Consider the following 19,231-nt stretch of genomic DNA (forward strand, 5'->3'; position numbering starts at 1 on the left):
TGGAATGGGTGAAGATAAGAAATTAGGGTTGTTTACACTAACGGCTCTTGTAGTTGGGTCTATGATTGGCGGTGGAGCCTTTAATTTAGCGAGTGATATGGCAAAAGGTGCTGGTGCTGGAGCCATTATTATTGGCTGGGTTATAACAGGAATTGGGATGATTGCACTCGGATTATCTTTTCAAAATCTAACTGTAAAACGGCCAGATTTAGATGGTGGTATTTTTAGCTATGCAAAAGCAGGGTTTGGTAATTTTATGGGGTTTAATAGTGCGTGGGGATACTGGCTATCTGCTTGGCTTGGGAATGTAGCTTACGGTACATTATTGTTTTCTTCATTAGGATATTTCTTCCCGATCTTTGAAGGCGGTCAAAATGTAGAATCCATTATTGGTGCAAGCGTATTATTGTGGTGTGTTCACATGTTAATTTTACGTGGAGTTCAATCAGCAGCCCTTGTGAATTTAGTAACTACAATCGCAAAATTAGTACCTGTATTTGTATTTATTGTCATAGGAATCTTTGCGTTTCATATTGATACGTTCTTAGATGGATTTTGGGGGCAAACTGGTTCTTTTTCATGGGGAGCAGTTGGCAGCCAAGTTAAAAGTACAATGCTTGTAACTTTATGGGTATTTATTGGGGTAGAAGGGGCTGTTGTTTTATCCAGTCGAGCAAAAAATAGAAGTGATGTAGGGAAAGCAACCGTTATTGGCTTAATTGGTACACTCATCATTTACATTTTAATCACATTATTGTCTCTTGGACTTATGCAGCAAGCAGACATTGCAGGTTTGAAAAATCCGGCTATGGCTTATTTGTTTGAAAGTGTTGTTGGAAAATGGGGTGCTATCTTTATTAATTTAGGTTTAGTCATCTCTGTATTAGGTGCTTGGTTAGGTTGGACTTTGCTCGCTTCTGAAATTCCATATTTAGCGGCTAAAGATGGAGTATTTCCAAAATGGTTCGCAAAAGAAAATAAAAATAAGGCTCCAGTAAATTCATTATGGATAACAAATGGTTTAATACAAATATTCTTGTTAACATTCGTCGTTTCTGATCAGGCGTATAACTTTGCATTCTCTTTAGCATCTTCAGCTATTTTAATCCCATATGCTTTTTCAGCATTTTATCAACTGAAGCATAGCTTAAAGTCTGAAGAAGCAGATCGAAATAAAAATATAATAATTGGCTTGATCGCAAGTATTTATGGCGTGTGGTTAGTTTATGCAGCCGGTTTAGAGTATTTATTATTAACAATGACTTTATATGCGCCAGGTATTTTTATTTTTTACAATGTTCAAAAGCAAAAGAGTTCGAAGCAAATATTTACTCGAGTGGAATTAGCATCATCCGTAGCAATTGGTGCTTTAGCATTCTTTGCGATTTATGGATTAATTACAGGCAGTATTACTTTATAAAGCGCTGTGAAAGCGAAATCAACTGGAGGGCTGGAATATGGCACGAAGAAAAATTGTAGTTGCACTAGGGGGAAATGCGATACAGTCTGGAGAAGCTACTGCGGGAGCGCAGCAAGAAGCGTTGGAAAAAACGGCAGAACAACTTGTGAAAATAATGGAAAATGATGTGGATATAGTAATTGCGCATGGAAATGGCCCACAAGTGGGGAATATTTTATTACAGCAAAAAGCTGCAGAAACGGAAAAGACACCTGCAATGCCATTAGATACTTGTGGGGCAATGAGCCAAGGGATGATTGGATATTGGCTGGAAAATGCAATTGAAAAGGCATTGAAAAAACGGAATATAAACAAAGATGTAGCAACGGTTATAACACGTGTTGTTGTGGATAAAAAAGATGAGGCATTTAAAAATCCAACTAAACCAATTGGTCCTTTTTATACAGAAGAAGAGGCCAGAAAATTAATGGATGAAACAAAAGCAGTGTTTAAAGAAGATGCTGGTAGAGGATGGAGACGTGTTGTTCCATCACCGAAGCCTGTAAGTATTCATGAACATAAAGTGATTAATTCTTTGGTCGAAGATGGAAACATAGTGATAGCTGTGGGCGGAGGTGGAATTCCAGTAATTGATTCTGAAGAAGGGTTAAAAGGAACTGAAGCGGTTATCGATAAAGATTTCGCTGCGCAGAAATTAGCAGAATTAGTAGATGCCGATACGCTCGTTATTTTAACTGCAGTTGATTATGTGTATGTAAATTATAATCAACCGAATCAAAAAAAATTAGAGCATGTCACAGTGAATCAATTAGAAGAATATATTGAAGAACAACAATTTGCTGCGGGAAGCATGCTTCCAAAAATCGAAGCTGCTATTAATTTTGTTAATACAAATCCAAAAAGAAAAACGATTATTACGTCTTTAGAAAAAGTATATGAAGCACTAGAAGAAAAAGCCGGTACTATTATTTCAAAACAGAATGTATGCATGTATGTTTAAATTATTATGTACGCTACTTAGTAGTAAAAAAAGAATGAGGTTAATAACTTCATTCTTTTTATTTATTAATATTTTTTGTACTCATTGTTCATAAAGTTTTCATGATGAAATCTGAATATACAAGTTAATTATGATAAAATTCAAATTGAATACGCTTTCTTGATTTTTCGCTCCAACATACAGCAAGAGAGAGGGAATTTTATGAATAGACGGAACGTAGTGAAAGACTTAAAGCAGTTCGAATTATTTGCTCATTTAACAGAAAAAAAATTGAAAGGCTTAACAGAGTTTGTTTATTGGCGAACTTATAAAAAAGGTCAATTTTTATTTTTAGAAGGGGATTCAAGGGAAAGAATTTACTTCATGTTAGATGGTTTTGTAAAGTTAGAGCGGGTTAATCAAAATGGGAACTTATTATACGATGACTATGTAAAGCGGTATTCTATTTTTCCTTATGGTGGTATGTTTACAGACAGAGGATATAACTATACAGCAGAAGCAATGACGGATGTGGAGGTATATTATATTCCAACGGTAATCTTTGAAGATATGGTAAAGTCCAGCAGAACACAATTGATGTACGTTGTTCAGCAATTATCATCTATATTAAAATTGAACGAAAATCGAGTGCAAAATATTACAATTCCTAATGCACAAGATCGTGTTATCCAAACGTTAAATTATTTAATGCAGGATTTAGGAGAACAGAGTGGAGAAAAGATTGTAATTTCATGTCCACTTACAACAATTGAAATATCCAAAATATCTGGAACATCTCGAGAGACAGTTAGCAGCGTATTAAAACAATTAAAAAATGATAGCATTGTTACAATTTTAGATAAAAAAATTACAATACATGATCCAACATATTTTGAAGAAATCTCTATGTGAAAATTGTATATTGATTTTTTAATTCATATTGTATATTAATAAGGTTCTTTATATATTTATAAGGAACTTTTTTACGTTATCCTCTATAAAAAGATTGTATAGTATGGTAATAATAGCTAAAATCGATAATAAAATACAAAGTGAAGGGGAGAAAGAATGATTCGTATTGAGTATGATCGATTAGTAGCTATTTGTTACAGTATAGGGGTTTTGTTATTATTAAAAATTCCAAATGATAATGAATTAATTGGGGAAAAACTATTCAATGTCTATAAGATTCCGATACATACGTATGTTTATATGGATTATAAAGTCTCAAATATATTGATTGTTTCTTTCATACTACATGTAATTGCATTTATATTATTTTTAAAATGGCTAGGAAAAAAGGAGTCTAGTACATTTAGAAAAATGAATAAAATAAAAGTAGTAGGTACTAGTATTTTGATTGTAATGATGCCGTTTATTTTAAATACAATCCTCCAGACATTGAATAAAACATGGTATTATGCAGGAAAAACAGGGGTAGAAGCAATAGAATATAAAAAAGAAGATAGCCAGTGTAGAATGGAGAAAAATGGAGAGAATATCCAACCGAAGTGCATTGTTACTTTAAAAAATTATCGTAATCATTCACAAGCATTAAAAGTTGTTTTATATGATAATGCAAACGAGAATTCAAAAAGCTATCCAGTACCGAAACCAGTCTATTTACAAAAACATGAGACAAAGCAATTTGAATTTCAAGTTCCTGTTTCTTATAATAGAGGTATTGAAAAAGATAAAGTACCAAATATTAAATTACATTCATTGCATGAAAATGATACGAAATACAATTAATCTGTAAGTAAAAGTTTATGAGTAGGAGCAAGAATTTGAAACGATATAGAAAATCAACTTGAATCATCCAACATACTGCGAGGTAACGGTATATTGGATGATTTTTTTATGTTATCCCCTTTTTTCACGTATGAAAAGGAGGAATACTTTGTTGGAAATGAAAAACATCACAAGGATCATACATAGTTTTTACTTTACGTAATCTGTGAAAGTTAGAGCCATAATAACTAGTTTGCCAATTTTTAATGTCGATATCGGGCCAGTTCACATAGTCACCTAGTGTATAAGGATCTAAGCTTTCTCGTAAACCTTTAACCCAGCGTATATTTCGATTTTCTTCATCATCGCATTTCCAAGAGGTAATGTATTCTTGAGCGATAATTGCTTTACGATGAAAATAAGCCGTTTCATTCGGCGAAATATTTTCAACAGCACCTATGAGCGATTGATGCCAAATACTAGCATCTTTATTTGGTGCATGAGAAAGAAAGGATTGCATGATTTGAATGCCTTTAAGGGGAATAGGTTTATAGACATAGGAACCAGAGCGCTTAAAATTTTCAGGGATGTTACCTCCATTAAAAAATTCAACAGCCTTTATATAAGGAACTTCTTCTATAAAGAGAGAGGGGCTACCAGTTTCAAGAAGAGGGGATAATAGGGAATGGAGTTCAGAGGGAGAACCGACAAACTCGCCTTGTGCTTCAATTTTATTTCGTTGCTTGGCGAATAATTCGATCGATGAAGTGAGACGTTCATCTATATAAGGTGCCCAGTTTTGCCACGCTTGAAATGCAGCAATAAAGTCTTCCCATTCCCATGTAATTGAGAAAATTGATACATTTTTTATCGGGTGGACTCGAAAAGTTAAGGAAGTGACAATTCCGAAGTTTCCACCACCGCCACCACGGCATGCCCAAAAAAGGTTAGAGTTTTCTTGTTCATTTGCACGAATGAGTTTTGCACCAAATTTTCCACACGCTTGTACCATTTCCACTTCCATTAATTGATCACATGTTAATCCAAATAAGCGCGAAAGCATACCAATACCACCGCCAAGTGCTAATCCAACAACTCCAACGCTTGCACTTGTACCAGCAGGAATTGTAACACCGTAATTCCAAAGTTCTTTATAAACAGTGCCAAGATTTGCACCAGCCTCAATTGTTGCTGTTAATTTCTCTGTATTAACAGTAATGCGATGCATTTCACTCACATCAATAATAAGTCCTCTATTTAAAAGAGAAAAATTTTCATAGCTATGACGTCCACTTCTTAACCGAAATGGTATATGACGTTCACGTGCCCATTTTAAGGCGTTACAGACATCCTTGTTATTTTGACAAAAAACAATAATACAAGGGAGTTTTGGAATACTTAAATTTAAATTCATTCGGGCTACGTCGTAGTCAGGATCTGTGGGAACAACGATACGACCTGTTAATTTTGTTTGCTTCAATTTATTACTCCTTTCTAAAATAATCAGAGTTTTTTATTAATATATGAAAAATGTCTGTAATATGCGTGGACAAGGAGAGGTGAAGAATGAGATTTACCTTTGTGAGAAATAAATAAAGCATAAGAATAAAGAATCTACATAGAGTTCAATGAAAACAGTTGCAAACTGTTCATATTTTGTTATGATAGTGTTACGAAAACGTTTGCATAAAATTTCCGATGGGATGCAAAAGGAGAGAATGACTATGAATAAGACATGGTGGAAAGAAGCGGTTGCTTATCAAATTTATCCACGAAGCTTTATGGATTCAAATGGTGATGGTATTGGAGATTTACAAGGTATTATTGCAAAACTGGATTATTTAAAAGATTTAGGTATAGATGTAATTTGGATTTGTCCAATGTATAAGTCGCCTAATGATGATAATGGTTATGATATTAGTGATTATCAAGATATTATGGATGAGTTTGGTACAATGGCAGACTTTGATGCTTTACTAGATGAAGTTCATAAGCGTGATATGAAGCTTATTATTGATTTAGTTATTAATCATACGAGTGATGAACATCCATGGTTTATTGAATCACGTTCATCTAAAGATAATCCGAAGCGTGATTGGTATATTTGGCATGATGGTAAAGATGGTGCGGAGCCAAACAACTGGGAAAGTATTTTTAATGGTTCGGCATGGGAATATGATGAAGAAACAGAACAATATTATTTACATTTATTCTCACGTAAACAACCAGATTTAAACTGGGAGAATAAAGAAGTTCGCGAAGTACTATACGATACGGTTAATTGGTGGCTTGATAAAGGTATTGATGGTTTCCGCGTTGATGCGATCAGTCATATTAAAAAAGAAGAAGGCCTCAAGGATATGCCAAATCCAAAAGGGTTAAAATATGTGCCATCTTTTGATAAACATATGAATGTGAAAGGTATTCAACCTTTATTAGAAGAGCTAAAAGAAAATACATTCTCTAAGTACGATATTATGACTGTTGGTGAAGCAAATGGTGTTAAGATTGAAGATGCTGAGCTTTGGGTTGGAGAAGAGCAAGGTAAGTTCAATATGGTATTCCAATTTGAACATTTAAGTTTATGGGATGCAGAGAAGAAGAAAGACCTTGATGTTGTAGGATTGAAAAAAGTATTAACGAAATGGCAAAAAGGATTAGAAAATAAAGGATGGAACGCTTTATATATTGAGAATCACGATAAACCACGTATCGTTTCAACATGGGGAGATGATAAACAATATTGGCGTGAAAGTGCAACAGCTCTAGGGGCGATGTATTTCTTTATGCACGGTACACCTTTTATTTATCAAGGCCAAGAAATTGGTATGACAAATGTTCAGTTACCAAATATTGAAGATTACGATGATGTAGCAATTAAAAATTTATATCGCGAGAAAATTGCAGAGGGCGTACCACATCAAGATATGATGGAGATTATATGGGCTTCTTGCCGCGATAATTCACGTACACCTATGCAGTGGAATGATGAGATGAATGCTGGTTTCACAACAAGTACACCTTGGTTTAGCATGAATCCAAATTACAAAGAAATTAATGTTGAAAAGCAAAAAAATGAAGAAAAGTCTATTTTCAATTTCTATAAGAAAATGATTGCCCTGAAAAAAGAGCACGATGTACTGAACTATGGTACGTATGATTTACTTTTAGAAGACGATCCACAAATTTATGCATATACACGTACGTTACAGGATGAAAAAGTCATTGTAATTAGTAATATCTCAAAAGAGGAAGCTGTGTATAATGAGGGTTCATTTGCACTAGAACGCAAACGTTTGCTTTTAAATAACTATGAAGTTGCGGAACATGAAGAAGTAACAACAATTGCTTTAAAGCCTTATGAAACAAGGGTTTATCGCATTTCATAATAAAAAAGGATGCTCTTTGAGCATCTTTTTTTATGAAAAAAAATAAATTTCTATTGCAAAGTGAAAACGCTTTTATTAAAATAGATTTATGAAAACGGTTGCGTAAAGATAAAAATAAAGTAACATAAGGAATCGTTTTCATAAAGGGAACAGAAATTATAATTTAAATCATTATGTTTTTATAAATAAAGGGGAGGAAGAACAGATGAAAATTACGTCTTTTGATTTTTGGCAAAAGTTCGGGAAAGCGTTATTAGTTGTTGTAGCCGTAATGCCAGCAGCTGGTTTAATGATTTCCATCGGTAAGTTAATTGGTATGTCTGCTGGGGATGTTAACGCAGTTCATACAATCGCTCGCGTAATGGAAGACATCGGTTGGGCAATCATTACAAATCTACACATCTTATTCGCAGTAGCAATTGGGGGATCTTGGGCGAAAGATCGCGCGGGTGGTGCATTTGCAGCGCTATTAGCATTCGTCTTAACAAACCGAATTACAGGAGCTATATTTGGGGTAAACGCTGAAATGTTAGCGGATTCAAAAGCGAAAGTTTCTTCAGTAATAGCGGGAGATTTAATTGTAAAAGATTACTTTACTTCTGTACTTGGTGCACCTGCATTAAACATGGGAGTGTTCGTAGGGATTATCACAGGTTTCTTAGGAGCTACTTTATATAACAAATATTATAACTATAATAAACTGCCACAGGCATTAGCATTCTTTAATGGAAAACGATTTGTACCATTCGTTGTAATTCTTTGGTCTACAGTTACTGCGATTGTATTATCACTTCTATGGCCATTCATCCAAAGTGGGTTAAATGAATTTGGTCGCTGGATTGCAGCTTCAAAAGATAGTGCACCAGTTGTTGCACCGTTTGTATATGGAACGTTAGAGCGTTTATTATTACCATTTGGTTTACACCATATGTTAACGATTCCGATGAACTATACAGAGCTAGGCGGAACATATACGATGCTAACTGGTTCAAAAGTTGGACAAGTTGTAGCAGGACAAGATCCATTATGGCTTGCATGGATTACAGATTTAAATAATTTATTAGCAAATGGAGATACGAAGGCATATAACGATTTATTAAATAATGTTGTACCAGCTCGTTTCAAAGCTGGACAAGTTATCGGCTCAACAGCAGCTTTAATGGGAATTGCATTTGCGATGTTCCGTAACGTTGATAAAGAAAAGCGTGCAAAATATAAACCAATGTTTTTATCAGCAGCATTAGCAGTATTCTTAACAGGTGTAACAGAACCAATTGAATTCATGTTCATGTTTATTGCTCCAGTATTATATGTTGTATATGCTATTACAACAGGACTTGCATTCGCGCTAGCTGATTTAATTAACTTACGTGTTCATGCATTTGGATTTATTGAGTTAATTACTCGTACGCCAATGATGGTTAACGCAGGTTTAACAAGAGACTTAATCAACTTTGTTATTGTTTCATTAGTGTTCTTCGGTCTTAACTTTACACTATTTAATTTCTTAATTAAAAAATTCAATTTACCAACACCAGGGCGTGCAGGTAACTATATTGATAATGAAGATGAGGCATCAGAAGGAACAGGAAATGTACAAGACGGTTCATTAGCAACAAAAGTTATCGATTTATTAGGTGGAAAAGAAAATATTGCTGACGTAGATGCTTGTATGACACGTTTACGTGTAACAGTAAAAGATTTAGATGTTGTTGCACCAGAAGCACAGTGGAAACAAAATGGTGCTTTAGGGCTTATTGTAAAAGACAAAGGTGTACAAGCGGTATATGGTCCGAAAGCTGACGTATTAAAGTCAGACATTCAAGATATGTTAGGTGCGTAATAATATGAAATTGCTAACTTTAAACTGTCATTCTTGGCAAGAAGAGAATCAAATAGAAAAGATACAATACCTTGCTACAGTAATTCAAGAAGAAGAGTACGATGTCATCGCATTGCAAGAAGTAAGTCAGTCCATACAAGCTGAAAATGTATGCGGTAACAAGAAAAAAGATAATTTTGGACTTTTACTATTAGAAGAGTTAAAAGCGCTACATGTAAAAGATTACAATATTACTTGGGATTTCTCTCATATTGGTTATGATGTGTACGAAGAAGGATTAGCAATTATAACGAAGCATAATATTATAAAAGAAGATACGTTCTTCATTTCAGAAAACGAGGATACAACGTATTGGAAAACGCGTAAAATTGTAAGTACAACAATTGCTTATAATGGTAAGGATATAACGTTTTACTCTTGTCATCTCGGTTGGTGGAATGATGAAGAAGAGTCATTCAAAGGTCAAGTCGATCGTTTGATGGAGCGTGTAGATAGCAATAAGCTCGCCTTCTTAATGGGGGATTTTAATAACAATGCTCGATTGAAAGGCGAAGGTTATGAGTATATGATGCAAAAAGGGTTGTATGACACATATGAATTAGCAATAGAGAAGGATGAAGGAACGACTGTCCAAGGTGAGATTGCTGGTTGGGATGAAAATAAACATAATTTGCGAATCGATCTAATATTGTGTAACCAAAGTAAAAAAGTTCATTCTTCAAAAGTTATTTTTAATGGTACAAACAGAAATGTAATTTCAGATCATTTCGGTGTAGAGGTTCAATTGGATATATAATAGAAGAAATCCTCACAGAGAATAAAAGCTGTGAGGATTTTTTTTAGGAATACAAGTATTTCCAAGAGAAAATACTTGTATTTTTTATGACATTTCATATATATTTGTTATTATTGAATGTAAAACCGATTTGGTCATTTTGTATTCATACTTTGACTCACTTCGTTATATAATGAAGTAAGTGAAAGTTAATGGGAAAAAATAGTACGTTTTTGGTTAATACACGATGTAGAAAGTGATATAATTGCAAAATGTATGTATCATTTTCTAAAGAAGGAAAAATATATAATTAGGTGATAACTTCTATGAAACAGATTTGGCGTATTTATAAGACAGATTTACGGAATGTAGCCAAACATTGGGCTGCAATTGTTATTGTTTTAGGATTAATGATTTTACCATCGTTATATGCATGGTTTAACATTAAAGCTTCTTGGGATCCATATGGAAATACAAAAGAGGTTCCCATTGCAGTTTCTAACCAAGATGCAGGCTCTAATTTAAGAGGGAAAGATATCAATATCGGGGACGAGATTGTAGATTCTCTGAAGAAAAACAAAAATCTTGGTTGGAAGTTTGTAGACGAAAAGCAGGCAATTTACGGAGTTGAACGCGGGGATTACTATGCAAGCATTACAATCCCAAAAGACTTCTCTGAAAAAATTGCAACTGTTCTGGATGAAAATCCACAGAAACCAGAACTGGATTACTATGTAAATGAAAAGGTAAATGCGATTGCACCGAAAATTACAGCAAAAGGTGCATCAGGTATTACGGAAGAAATTAGTAAAAACTTTGTTAAAACAGCAAACGGTGAGATTTTTAAAATTTTCAATGACCTTGGAATCGATTTAGAAACAAACTTACCAAGTATCGAAAAAGTAAAAGATCTTGTATTTAAGTTAGAAGCGCAGTTCCCAGAAATGAATACACTTATGGATAAGGCGTTAGATGATGCAACTCGAGCAGAAGATGTTGTGAAAGTGGCGCAAAAAGATTTACCTGTTGTAGAGAGTGTAATAAATGATGGGCAGGAAGCATTGGCGAATTTAGATAAGTTCTTTGCAAGACAAGATCAAACATTAAAAAACGCTCCAGGAACGATAAGAAATGATTTAGTAGCAGCAAAAGGCGTTATGGATAGTGCAGCTGCATTTACTGACTTTTTAATGAATCCAGGTGTAGAACTAAATATTCCTGACTTGTCTGGAATGAATGGATTACCTGAATTCCCAGCGAGACCAGATCTTTCTAAGTTGAATAGTGATGGTTATAAGAGTATAGCGCAAAATATTAATCAAACAGTAAATAATGTTTTAAGTTCATCACGTGCAGGAACAGCTTATGGGAAAAGTGTTTTAAATGGATTGCAAAATGGTCAGTTTGATCCAGAACAAGCAAAGAGAGATTTAAATGCGGTATCAGAACGATTACAAACTAGTACAGATGGTATTTCATATCTTATTAATTTCTTTACTGAACTTCAAAAATCGGCGACTACTGATTTTGGTCAAAGCTTTTTCAAAGGGCGAGTGGATCACTTAACTAATGTTAAAAAAGGTATGGAAAATGCAAATAACGGTATTAAAGATATTGTAAATGTTATTGGCAAAGGACAAGAAGTAAAGAAAGATGTAACAGATGTAGCGAATCAAAAATTAGATGCAGCAAATGGATTAATTGATCAAGCTGAAAAAGATTATAATGAAACGTTTGTAGCAGATTATAAAAAAGCAGTTAGCACAGTCGATCAAGCTAAAGTTGATGCAAATGCAGTATATGATAATGCAAAAGCAGATTACGATAAAGTAAAAAATGGTATTGAGGGTGCAAAAGCAGATTTACAGAAAGCAAAAGAAGATGTACAAAATAGAGGTATTAACGGTTTAGATTCAACGAAAGTAGCTTTAAATAGCTTAAATGGTCAATTCCAATCTGGAATCGGTTTAATTGATGATATGATTCCAGTTCTAGAAAGTACAAATAAGGTTTTAGCGGATGTAAATAGTGATAAAAACCTTAATAATGGAATCGCAAAATTAAACAAAGCGAAAAGTAGTCTGCAAAAAGGTGTAGATGCAACGAATAAGGGGATTACACTTCTTAACAATGGCCAGAAACCTACAAAAGATGTAATTGAAAGTATTAACAACGCTGCGAAGGGCGGATCAGCTCAATTAACAGATGTATTATCGACGTATGATTCAGAAATTGTACCTAATTTCAATACAGCAATAGCTCGTACAAAAGAGATGTCGAAAAATACAACTCAAATTTTAAATGATGCAGACAAAAAGCTTCCAGATGTTAAAAAATTACTAGAAGATTCATCAAAAGGTTTAGTAGATGGTAAAAAGAAATTAGCAGACATTAAAGCTGAAATGCCGGAGACTGAGAAAAAGATTAAAGAATTAGCAGATAAAATTCGTGATTTTGAATCTGAAGAGGATTTAAAAGACATCATACGTTTATTGAAAAATGATGTTGAAAAGCAAAGCGATTACTTTGCGAATCCAGTAAATTTAAAAGAAAATAAATTATTTGCGATGCCGAATTACGGTTCAGCGATGTCACCATTCTATACAGTGCTTGCATTATGGGTAGGCGCATTATTAATGGTTTCATTATTAACGGTAGAAGTACACGAAGAGGGCGCGAATTATAAGAGCCATGAAATTTACTTCGGACGTTTATTAACATTCTTAACGATAGGTCTTTCACAAGCGTTTATCGTATCGATGGGAGATATATTCTTACTCGGTACGTACGTAGTCGATAAGTTCTGGTTTGTGTTATTTAGTTTATTTATTGGTGGAGTCTTCGTTTGTATCGTATACTCACTCGTTTCTATTTTCGGAAACGTTGGGAAATCGATGGCGATCATTTTACTTGTACTACAAGTAGCAGGATCGGGCGGAACATTCCCAATCCAAATGACACCAGCGTTCTTCCAAGCGATTTATCCGTTCTTACCATTCACATACGCAATTAGCGCAATTCGTGAAACAGTTGGCGGAATGCTTTGGGATATCGTAACGCGAGATTTACTTGTGTTAAGTGCTTTCGTAGTAGTTATGATTGTGGCTGCGTTATTACTGAAAACACCAATTAACAAATCAAGTGAAAAATTTGTTGAGAATGCAAAAGGAAGTAAAATCATTCACTAAAATAAAAGGTTCCTACCGATAGAGGTAGGAACCTTTTTGTTTAATCAAATTTTAATTTTTTTAATGCTTCTGCGAACGGGTTGTTTAATGGTTCTTCTTCTTTGTTCTGTTGTTTCATATATTTTTGAACGTCGCGCTTATCAGCTTTGTTTCCAGATTCTTTTTTACGTCTTTCTTGGAATGTTGATAATTTCTCGCGATAGCCACATTTACATGCAAAGATTTGTCCTGCACCCTCACCACGTAATTCTAGTTTCTTCTTACATTGCGGACAGCGAGCGTTTGTTGTACGAGATACATTTTTACGATGACCACATTCACGATCTTGGCATACGAGCATTTTTCCCTTTTTGCCGTTTACTTCTAGCATTGGTTTACCGCAATCTGGACAAGACTTCGTTGAAATGTTGTCATGTTTATATTTTTTATCGCTTGATTTAATTTCAGAAACGATTTCTTTCGTATAGTTCTTCATTTCAGAAATGAATACTTCTTTTTTCAATTTACCTTTTGCGATAGCCTCAAGTTTTTGTTCCCATTCACCAGTTAGTGTAGGAGATTTTAATTCTTCTGGTACTAAATCAAGTAACTGGCGACCTTTTGAAGTAATGTGAATATCTTTACCGCGTTTTTCAATTAAGAATGAATTGAATAGCTTGTCGATAATGTCTGCACGTGTCGCTACAGTACCTAATCCACCAGTCGATTTTAACGTATCAGCAAGTTGTTTATTTTGCGTATCCATATATTTTGTAGGATTCTCCATTGCTGAAAGTAAAGTCGCTTCGTTAAATCGTGCAGGTGCTTTTGTTTGACCTGATGTTTGCATAATTAACTTTACAGCTAATGTATCGCCTTTCTCAATGTGAGGTAGAAGTTGCTCTTTTACGTCATCAGTTACATCATCATCTTCAAAGCGATTTTCATATACTTCTTTCCAACCGGCATGTAGAATTGTTTTTCCGCGCGCAATGAACGTTTCATTGCCAACCTTTGTGCGTAACGTTAGTTGCTCATATTCGAATGCCGGGAATAACACAGCTAAGAAACGTTTTACAACTAAATCATAAATTTTGCGTTCTTTATCTGTGAATGCTGAGAAGTTAACGTATCCTTCTGTTGGAATAATCGCATGATGATCGCTTACTTTACTATCATCAACAAATGATTTGTTAGGTTTGATAGGCTTTTGTAATACTTTATGTGCGAAGGGACGGTATTCTCCAACACCACATGCTTTTAGACGTTCTGGAAGTGTTCCAACGATATCAGATGAAATGTAGCGTGAATCTGTACGAGGGTACGTTAGTACTTTATGCTGTTCATACAATTTTTGCATAATATTTAATGTTTCTTTAGCAGAGTAACCGAACTTTTTATTCGCATCACGTTGCAATTCAGTTAAATCGTAAAGACCAGGAGAGAATGACTTCTTCTGTTTCTTATCAATTTCCACAACAGTAGCATTTTGTTTATCTAAACGTTTTACAATACCATCGATTTTTTCTTTATTAAAACTACGGCTATTGCCATTTGCATCTTGCCAAGTAAGTTTGAGCTTCTCCATTGTTTGAGCTTCGATGCCGTAGTAAGTTTGTGCTTTGAAGTTCTTTATTTCATCCTCACGACTAGCAATCATAGCAACAGTAGGGGTTTGTACACGGCCGCAATTTAACTGGGCATTAAAGCGAGTCGTTAAAGCACGAGTTGCATTAAGACCGATATACCAGTCAGCTTCTGAACGCGCAACTGCTGAAGCGTATAAATTGTCATAGGCTTTACCTGGTTTTAAATTTGCAAAACCATCTTTAATTGCTTTATCGGTTACAGAAGAAATCCATAAACGTTTGATTGGTTTATTTAGCTTAACTTTATCGATAATCCAGCGTGCGACTAATTCCCCTTCACGTCCAGCGTCTGTTGCCACAATAATTTCATTTACATCTTTTCTAAGTAGCTGACTTTTTACAGCATTAAATTGTTTACCAGTTTGTTTAATAACCGTTAATTTCAAACGCTCAGGTAGCATCGGTAAATCTTCTAAATTCCACTTTTTATATTTCACATCATAACTTTCTGGATCTGCTAATGTAACGAGATGACCTAAAGCCCAAGTTACAATATATTTATTACCCTCAAGATAGCCGTTTCCTTTTTTATCACACTTCAGTACACGAGCAATATCTCGTGCAACGGAAGGTTTTTCAGCGATTACAACGCTTTTTGACATATTAAAAACATCCTTTCAAATTTCCATAAGTTAAATATAGCATACATCTTCTTGAGATTCAGTTTCGCTCCATATTTCAGCTGTTTTTAATGGAGTTAACAAAATCCCAACTGATTAAAGTTTCACTTTATCAGTTGCCTCTATATCAAATAGAAAAGTAAAGAACTTGTTATTTTACTAGAATAAGAGTAGACTTTGAAGTAGATGAATAAGAAACACATGGGAGTTTGTGGATACAAACTGAGAGTATGGCTACTAGTCCGTCATTGACCATTTGAACCTGTTGGATAATGCCAGCGTAGGGAGAGTGTAAAAGCACATATTCAGGCACTTTGCGTACGCGCAAAGTGTCTTTTTGTGTATCTCCCATCATTATAGTTAGGAGATGAAAAGGATGAATATGAAAGAAATTAGTAAAGTAGTGGATTTGGTGAGAGAATCTAATCCGCTTGTTCATAATATTACAAATGTTGTTGTAACAAATTTTACTGCTAACGGTTTGTTGGCACTTGGGGCATCGCCTGTAATGGCGTATGCAAAAGAAGAAGTGGCAGAAATGGCTAGCATTGCTGGAGCGTTAGTATTAAATATGGGAACACTTCGTCCTGAAGAAGTAGAAGCGATGTTACTTGCCGGTAAATCAGCAAATGTGAACAATGTACCAGTACTGTTTGATCCAGTTGGTGCAGGAGCAACATCGTATCGGACAGAAGTTGCGAGACATATTCCGGCTGAAATTGAATTAGCGAGTATTCGCGGAAATGCAGCTGAAATAGCGAACGTTATTAATGAGAGATGGGAAATTAAAGGGGTAGACGCTGGTACTGGAAATGGCAATGTTGTAAGTATTGCAAGGCAGGCAGCAGATGAACTAAATACAGTTGCGGTCATTACTGGAAAAGAAGATGTTGTTACAGATGGAGAGAGAACTATTGTTATTCGAAATGGTCACCCTATTTTAACGAAAGTTACGGGAACAGGTTGTTTACTAACTTCTGTAATAGGAGCATTTGTAGCAGTGGAAAAAGATTATGTAAAAGCAGCAGTAGCAGCATTAACGTTTTATGGTGTAGCTTCGGAACTGGCAGCTGCTAAGACTGTGGAAAAGGGACCTGGTAGTTTCCAAATTGAATTTTTAAATCAGTTAGCGAATACTACTTCTAGTGATATTGAGAAGTATGGAAAGATTGAGGAGTTAGAGTAAGAGGGAGTGAAAGAAATGGCACGCATTGAAATAGATAAAATGTCTAAGCTATTGCAAGTGTATTTTATTATGGGAAGTAATAACTGCACGAGGGATCCTTTAGCTGTATTGAAAGAAGCGTTAGATGGTGGAGTGACAATTTTTCAGTTTCGCGAGAAGGGGGAAGGTTCTTTAATCGGAGAAGATAGAGTGCGCTTTGCAAAAGAATTGCAGACGCTTTGTAATGAATATAGTGTTCCTTTCATTGTAAATGATGATGTAGAATTAGCCATTGAATTAGATGCAGATGGTGTTCATGTCGGACAAGATGATGAAGGAATTACATCTGTTCGTGAAAAAATGGGAGATAAAATTATCGGCGTATCTGCTCATACAATTGAAGAAGCACGCTTTGCAATCGAAAATGGAGCAGATTATTTAGGCGTTGGACCTATTTTCCCAACGAGTACGAAAAAAGATACGAAAGCGGTTCAAGGAACGAAAGGATTAGCCTATTTTAGAGAACAAGGAATTACAGTGCCAATCGTTGGTATTGGTGGGATTACAATTGAAAATACAGCGGCAGTTATAGAAGCGGGTGCGGACGGTGTTTCAGTTATTTCAGCAATTAGTTTAGCTGAATCTGCGTATGAAAGTACGAGAAAATTAGCTGAAGAAGTAAAGAGAAGTTTGTAGGGAAGGACGTGTAGTATTTTAAGTGCTACATGGAGAAATAGACTGCCCAAAAATTTAAACAAACATTTGATTAAAAAAGCACAAACCTTTTTAAATAAAGGTTTGTGCTTTTTCTTTAAAACATAATTGAAATTAAGAGCATTCCAATTCCGATAGAAGTAAATGTTGCGATTAAGCCAGGAATCATAAAACTATGATTTAATACGTATTTACCGATACCTGTTGTACCAGTACGGTCAAAGTTAATAGCAGCAACGATTGTTCCATAGTTTGGAATGAAGAAATATCCATTTACTGCAGGGAACATAGCAATCAGTAGCGCTGGTGGAATGCCAAGAGATAGTCCAAGTGGCATTAAGGCACGTACTGTTGCAGCTTGGCTGTACAGTAAAATAGATAGAATGAATAGTGCGATGGCAAATAGCCAAGGTGCACTTGTTACTAAATGCTGAATGGATCCTTGAATCATATTTAAGTTTCCGTTAAAGAAAGTATCTCCCATCCAAGCGATACCGAAAATAGCAACAACTGCTGTTGCTCCTGCTTTAAAGACGTTACCAGACACAATGCTTTCTACATTTGGTTTACAGAAAATAATAATAAGAGCCGCGATAGTTAACATAACCATCTCAATTGTGTTCGGCATGGAAAGACGAGCTAACTTCCCATCAACTATCCATCCTGGACGAAGTGCTTCAAATGAACCAAGAAGTACAACAAGGAAGGTTCCTACTAGGAAAAGGATAACTGATAATTTTGCGCCCTTTACACCTACAAATGCTTTTTTCTCTTCAAGCTTAGGAATCATTCCTTCTTTTAATCGTTTTAAGTATTCAGGGTCTTCATTTAATTCTTTTCCCATCTTACTAGCAACGAATGCAGCTATCATACAAGCGATGAAAGTAGAAGGGATACTTACTTTTAAAATATCTAATAAGGTGATTTTATAGTCAGCTAACATTGCTAAAAGAGCAACTGTGGCAGCTGAAATTGGACTAGCTGTAATTGCTTGTTGAGAAGCGATTACGGCAATCGACATTGGGCGTTCCGGTCTAATCCCTGATTCACGAGAGACTTCTGCAATAACAGGAAGTACAGAATAGGCAACGTGACCAGTACCTGCACATAGTGTGAATAAATAAGTAACAATTGGAGCAAAAAAAGTAATACGCTTTGGATTTTTTCGTAATGCCTTTTCAGCTAGATGAACAAGATAGTCCATTCCTCCAGCAGCTTGCAAAGCACCAGCAGCTGTAATTACTGCCAAAATCATAAGCATTACATCGATAGGAGGCGCGGTTGGTTGTAGGTGGAAGACAAAAACGAGTATTGCCATACCAACTCCACCCATTACTCCTAAACCAACTCCGCCTAGGCGTGCACCAATAAAAATACAGAGTAACAAGGTAAGAAATTGTAGCCAAAACATGATAAACTACCTCCGAAATTCATTAGTTAAGATATATTCGAATAGTTTAATTTGAATGAAAATTAAATAAATACCCGAAGAAATCCTTGTTATTTATACATTTTTTATTATATAACACAAAAAAAGTAACATTCACGTACTTTTTGAAATTATTTCGAAAAAGCAATGCATTAAAAATTTGTATTTATATCTCTAAATAAGTAGACATTTTGATTTATATGTTGTAATCTTTGAAAGAGAATAAATTAATTCTCATAGAACTCCCATATCGTTCAACTCGTTCAGCGAGAAAGGCAAACTGATGGAAACATGAGGACGCAAAACTACAGGAGCTAAGGTCGAAAGGCTACGCTAGCCAGTTACCGGAC

At 35.1% G+C, this 19,231-nt stretch carries 13 protein-coding genes and 2 riboswitches; of the genes, 10 read left to right on the forward strand and 3 right to left on the reverse strand.

The genetic code is table 11. The annotated features are described in order from the left end of the window. Positions 1-4 precede the first annotated feature (4 nt). From arcD to ACX9TM_RS02210, 4 genes are all read left to right on the forward strand, one after another. Positions 5-1,420: an arginine-ornithine antiporter gene (arcD, locus tag ACX9TM_RS02195; protein ID WP_000503412.1), complete on the forward strand. Its 1,416-nt coding sequence runs from the start codon at positions 5-7 to the stop codon at positions 1,418-1,420. 37 nt (positions 1,421-1,457) lie between these two features. Then, a complete protein-coding gene (gene arcC / locus ACX9TM_RS02200; protein ID WP_065381871.1) occupies positions 1,458-2,420 on the forward strand; it encodes a carbamate kinase in 963 nt (320 codons plus the stop codon). Positions 2,421-2,621: 201 nt separating this feature from the next. Beyond that, on the forward strand, positions 2,622-3,311 hold the full coding sequence (locus ACX9TM_RS02205; protein ID WP_001081905.1) for a Crp/Fnr family transcriptional regulator: 690 nt from the start codon (positions 2,622-2,624) through the stop codon (positions 3,309-3,311). A gap of 156 nt (positions 3,312-3,467) precedes the next feature. Continuing rightward, on the forward strand, positions 3,468-4,151 hold the full coding sequence (locus tag ACX9TM_RS02210; RefSeq protein WP_000619186.1) for a hypothetical protein: 684 nt from the start codon (positions 3,468-3,470) through the stop codon (positions 4,149-4,151). Positions 4,152-4,275: 124 nt separating this feature from the next. Here the strand turns inward: ACX9TM_RS02210 and ACX9TM_RS02215 are convergent, their stop codons facing one another. Further along, entirely contained in the window at positions 4,276-5,610 is a 1,335-nt protein-coding gene (locus ACX9TM_RS02215; RefSeq protein WP_000814898.1) for an FAD-binding oxidoreductase, read from the reverse strand. Positions 5,611-5,854: 244 nt separating this feature from the next. Between ACX9TM_RS02215 and ACX9TM_RS02220 the strand changes: the two genes are divergently transcribed. From ACX9TM_RS02220 to ACX9TM_RS02235, 4 genes are all read left to right on the forward strand, one after another. Beyond that, positions 5,855-7,519 carry a glycoside hydrolase family 13 protein gene (locus ACX9TM_RS02220; protein WP_001044710.1) on the forward strand — a complete coding sequence of 555 codons (1,665 nt, stop codon included), beginning with the start codon at positions 5,855-5,857 and terminating at the stop codon, positions 7,517-7,519. Between the two features lie 205 nt (positions 7,520-7,724). Beyond that, positions 7,725-9,362, forward strand: coding sequence for a PTS transporter subunit IIBC (locus ACX9TM_RS02225; protein WP_000705560.1), 1,638 nt, complete (start codon positions 7,725-7,727; stop codon positions 9,360-9,362). A 4-nt stretch (positions 9,363-9,366) separates the two neighbouring features. Continuing rightward, positions 9,367-10,158, forward strand: a complete 792-nt coding sequence (locus tag ACX9TM_RS02230) for an endonuclease/exonuclease/phosphatase family protein (protein ID WP_065381870.1) — start codon at positions 9,367-9,369, stop codon at positions 10,156-10,158. 305 nt (positions 10,159-10,463) lie between these two features. Continuing rightward, positions 10,464-13,325 (forward strand): YhgE/Pip domain-containing protein, encoded by a 2,862-nt coding sequence (locus tag ACX9TM_RS02235; RefSeq protein ID WP_065381869.1) that lies wholly within the window; start codon positions 10,464-10,466, stop codon positions 13,323-13,325. Between the two features lie 40 nt (positions 13,326-13,365). Here the strand turns inward: ACX9TM_RS02235 and topB are convergent, their stop codons facing one another. Further along, the gene (gene topB / locus ACX9TM_RS02240; RefSeq protein ID WP_065381868.1) at positions 13,366-15,555 is read right to left on the reverse strand and encodes a DNA topoisomerase III; all 2,190 of its coding nucleotides are present in this window, start codon (positions 15,553-15,555) and stop codon (positions 13,366-13,368) included. Positions 15,556-15,764: 209 nt separating this feature from the next. Next, positions 15,765-15,877: riboswitch (TPP riboswitch) on the forward strand. 72 nt (positions 15,878-15,949) lie between these two features. Between topB and thiM the strand changes: the two genes are divergently transcribed. Further along, complete coding sequence (gene thiM, locus ACX9TM_RS02245) at positions 15,950-16,759, forward strand: hydroxyethylthiazole kinase (RefSeq protein ID WP_001056115.1); 810 nt, start codon at positions 15,950-15,952, stop codon at positions 16,757-16,759. Between the two features lie 15 nt (positions 16,760-16,774). After that, positions 16,775-17,434 carry a thiamine phosphate synthase gene (gene thiE, locus ACX9TM_RS02250; RefSeq protein ID WP_000090962.1) on the forward strand — a complete coding sequence of 220 codons (660 nt, stop codon included), beginning with the start codon at positions 16,775-16,777 and terminating at the stop codon, positions 17,432-17,434. A 115-nt stretch (positions 17,435-17,549) separates the two neighbouring features. Here thiE and ACX9TM_RS02255 read toward each other — a convergent pair whose 3' ends face one another. Continuing rightward, positions 17,550-18,863: an anaerobic C4-dicarboxylate transporter family protein gene (locus ACX9TM_RS02255; protein WP_000498700.1), complete on the reverse strand. Its 1,314-nt coding sequence runs from the start codon at positions 18,861-18,863 to the stop codon at positions 17,550-17,552. A gap of 282 nt (positions 18,864-19,145) precedes the next feature. Beyond that, positions 19,146-19,230, forward strand: a riboswitch (cyclic di-GMP riboswitch). Position 19,231: the final 1 nt, after the last annotated feature.

Source organism: Bacillus sp. LH1, from assembly GCF_057924895.1.

Coding starts and splice junctions, on each gene's coding strand:
- ACX9TM_RS02255 (WP_000498700.1), bottom strand. CDS start 18,863: ATGTTTTGGCTACAATTTCTTACCTTGTTACTCTGTATTTTTATTGGT.
- ACX9TM_RS02225 (WP_000705560.1), top strand. CDS start 7,725: ATGAAAATTACGTCTTTTGATTTTTGGCAAAAGTTCGGGAAAGCGTTA.
- topB (WP_065381868.1), bottom strand. CDS start 15,555: ATGTCAAAAAGCGTTGTAATCGCTGAAAAACCTTCCGTTGCACGAGAT.
- arcC (WP_065381871.1), top strand. CDS start 1,458: ATGGCACGAAGAAAAATTGTAGTTGCACTAGGGGGAAATGCGATACAG.
- ACX9TM_RS02205 (WP_001081905.1), top strand. CDS start 2,622: ATGAATAGACGGAACGTAGTGAAAGACTTAAAGCAGTTCGAATTATTT.
- ACX9TM_RS02220 (WP_001044710.1), top strand. CDS start 5,855: ATGAATAAGACATGGTGGAAAGAAGCGGTTGCTTATCAAATTTATCCA.
- arcD (WP_000503412.1), top strand. CDS start 5: ATGGGTGAAGATAAGAAATTAGGGTTGTTTACACTAACGGCTCTTGTA.
- thiE (WP_000090962.1), top strand. CDS start 16,775: ATGGCACGCATTGAAATAGATAAAATGTCTAAGCTATTGCAAGTGTAT.
- ACX9TM_RS02210 (WP_000619186.1), top strand. CDS start 3,468: ATGATTCGTATTGAGTATGATCGATTAGTAGCTATTTGTTACAGTATA.
- ACX9TM_RS02235 (WP_065381869.1), top strand. CDS start 10,464: ATGAAACAGATTTGGCGTATTTATAAGACAGATTTACGGAATGTAGCC.
- thiM (WP_001056115.1), top strand. CDS start 15,950: ATGAATATGAAAGAAATTAGTAAAGTAGTGGATTTGGTGAGAGAATCT.
- ACX9TM_RS02230 (WP_065381870.1), top strand. CDS start 9,367: ATGAAATTGCTAACTTTAAACTGTCATTCTTGGCAAGAAGAGAATCAA.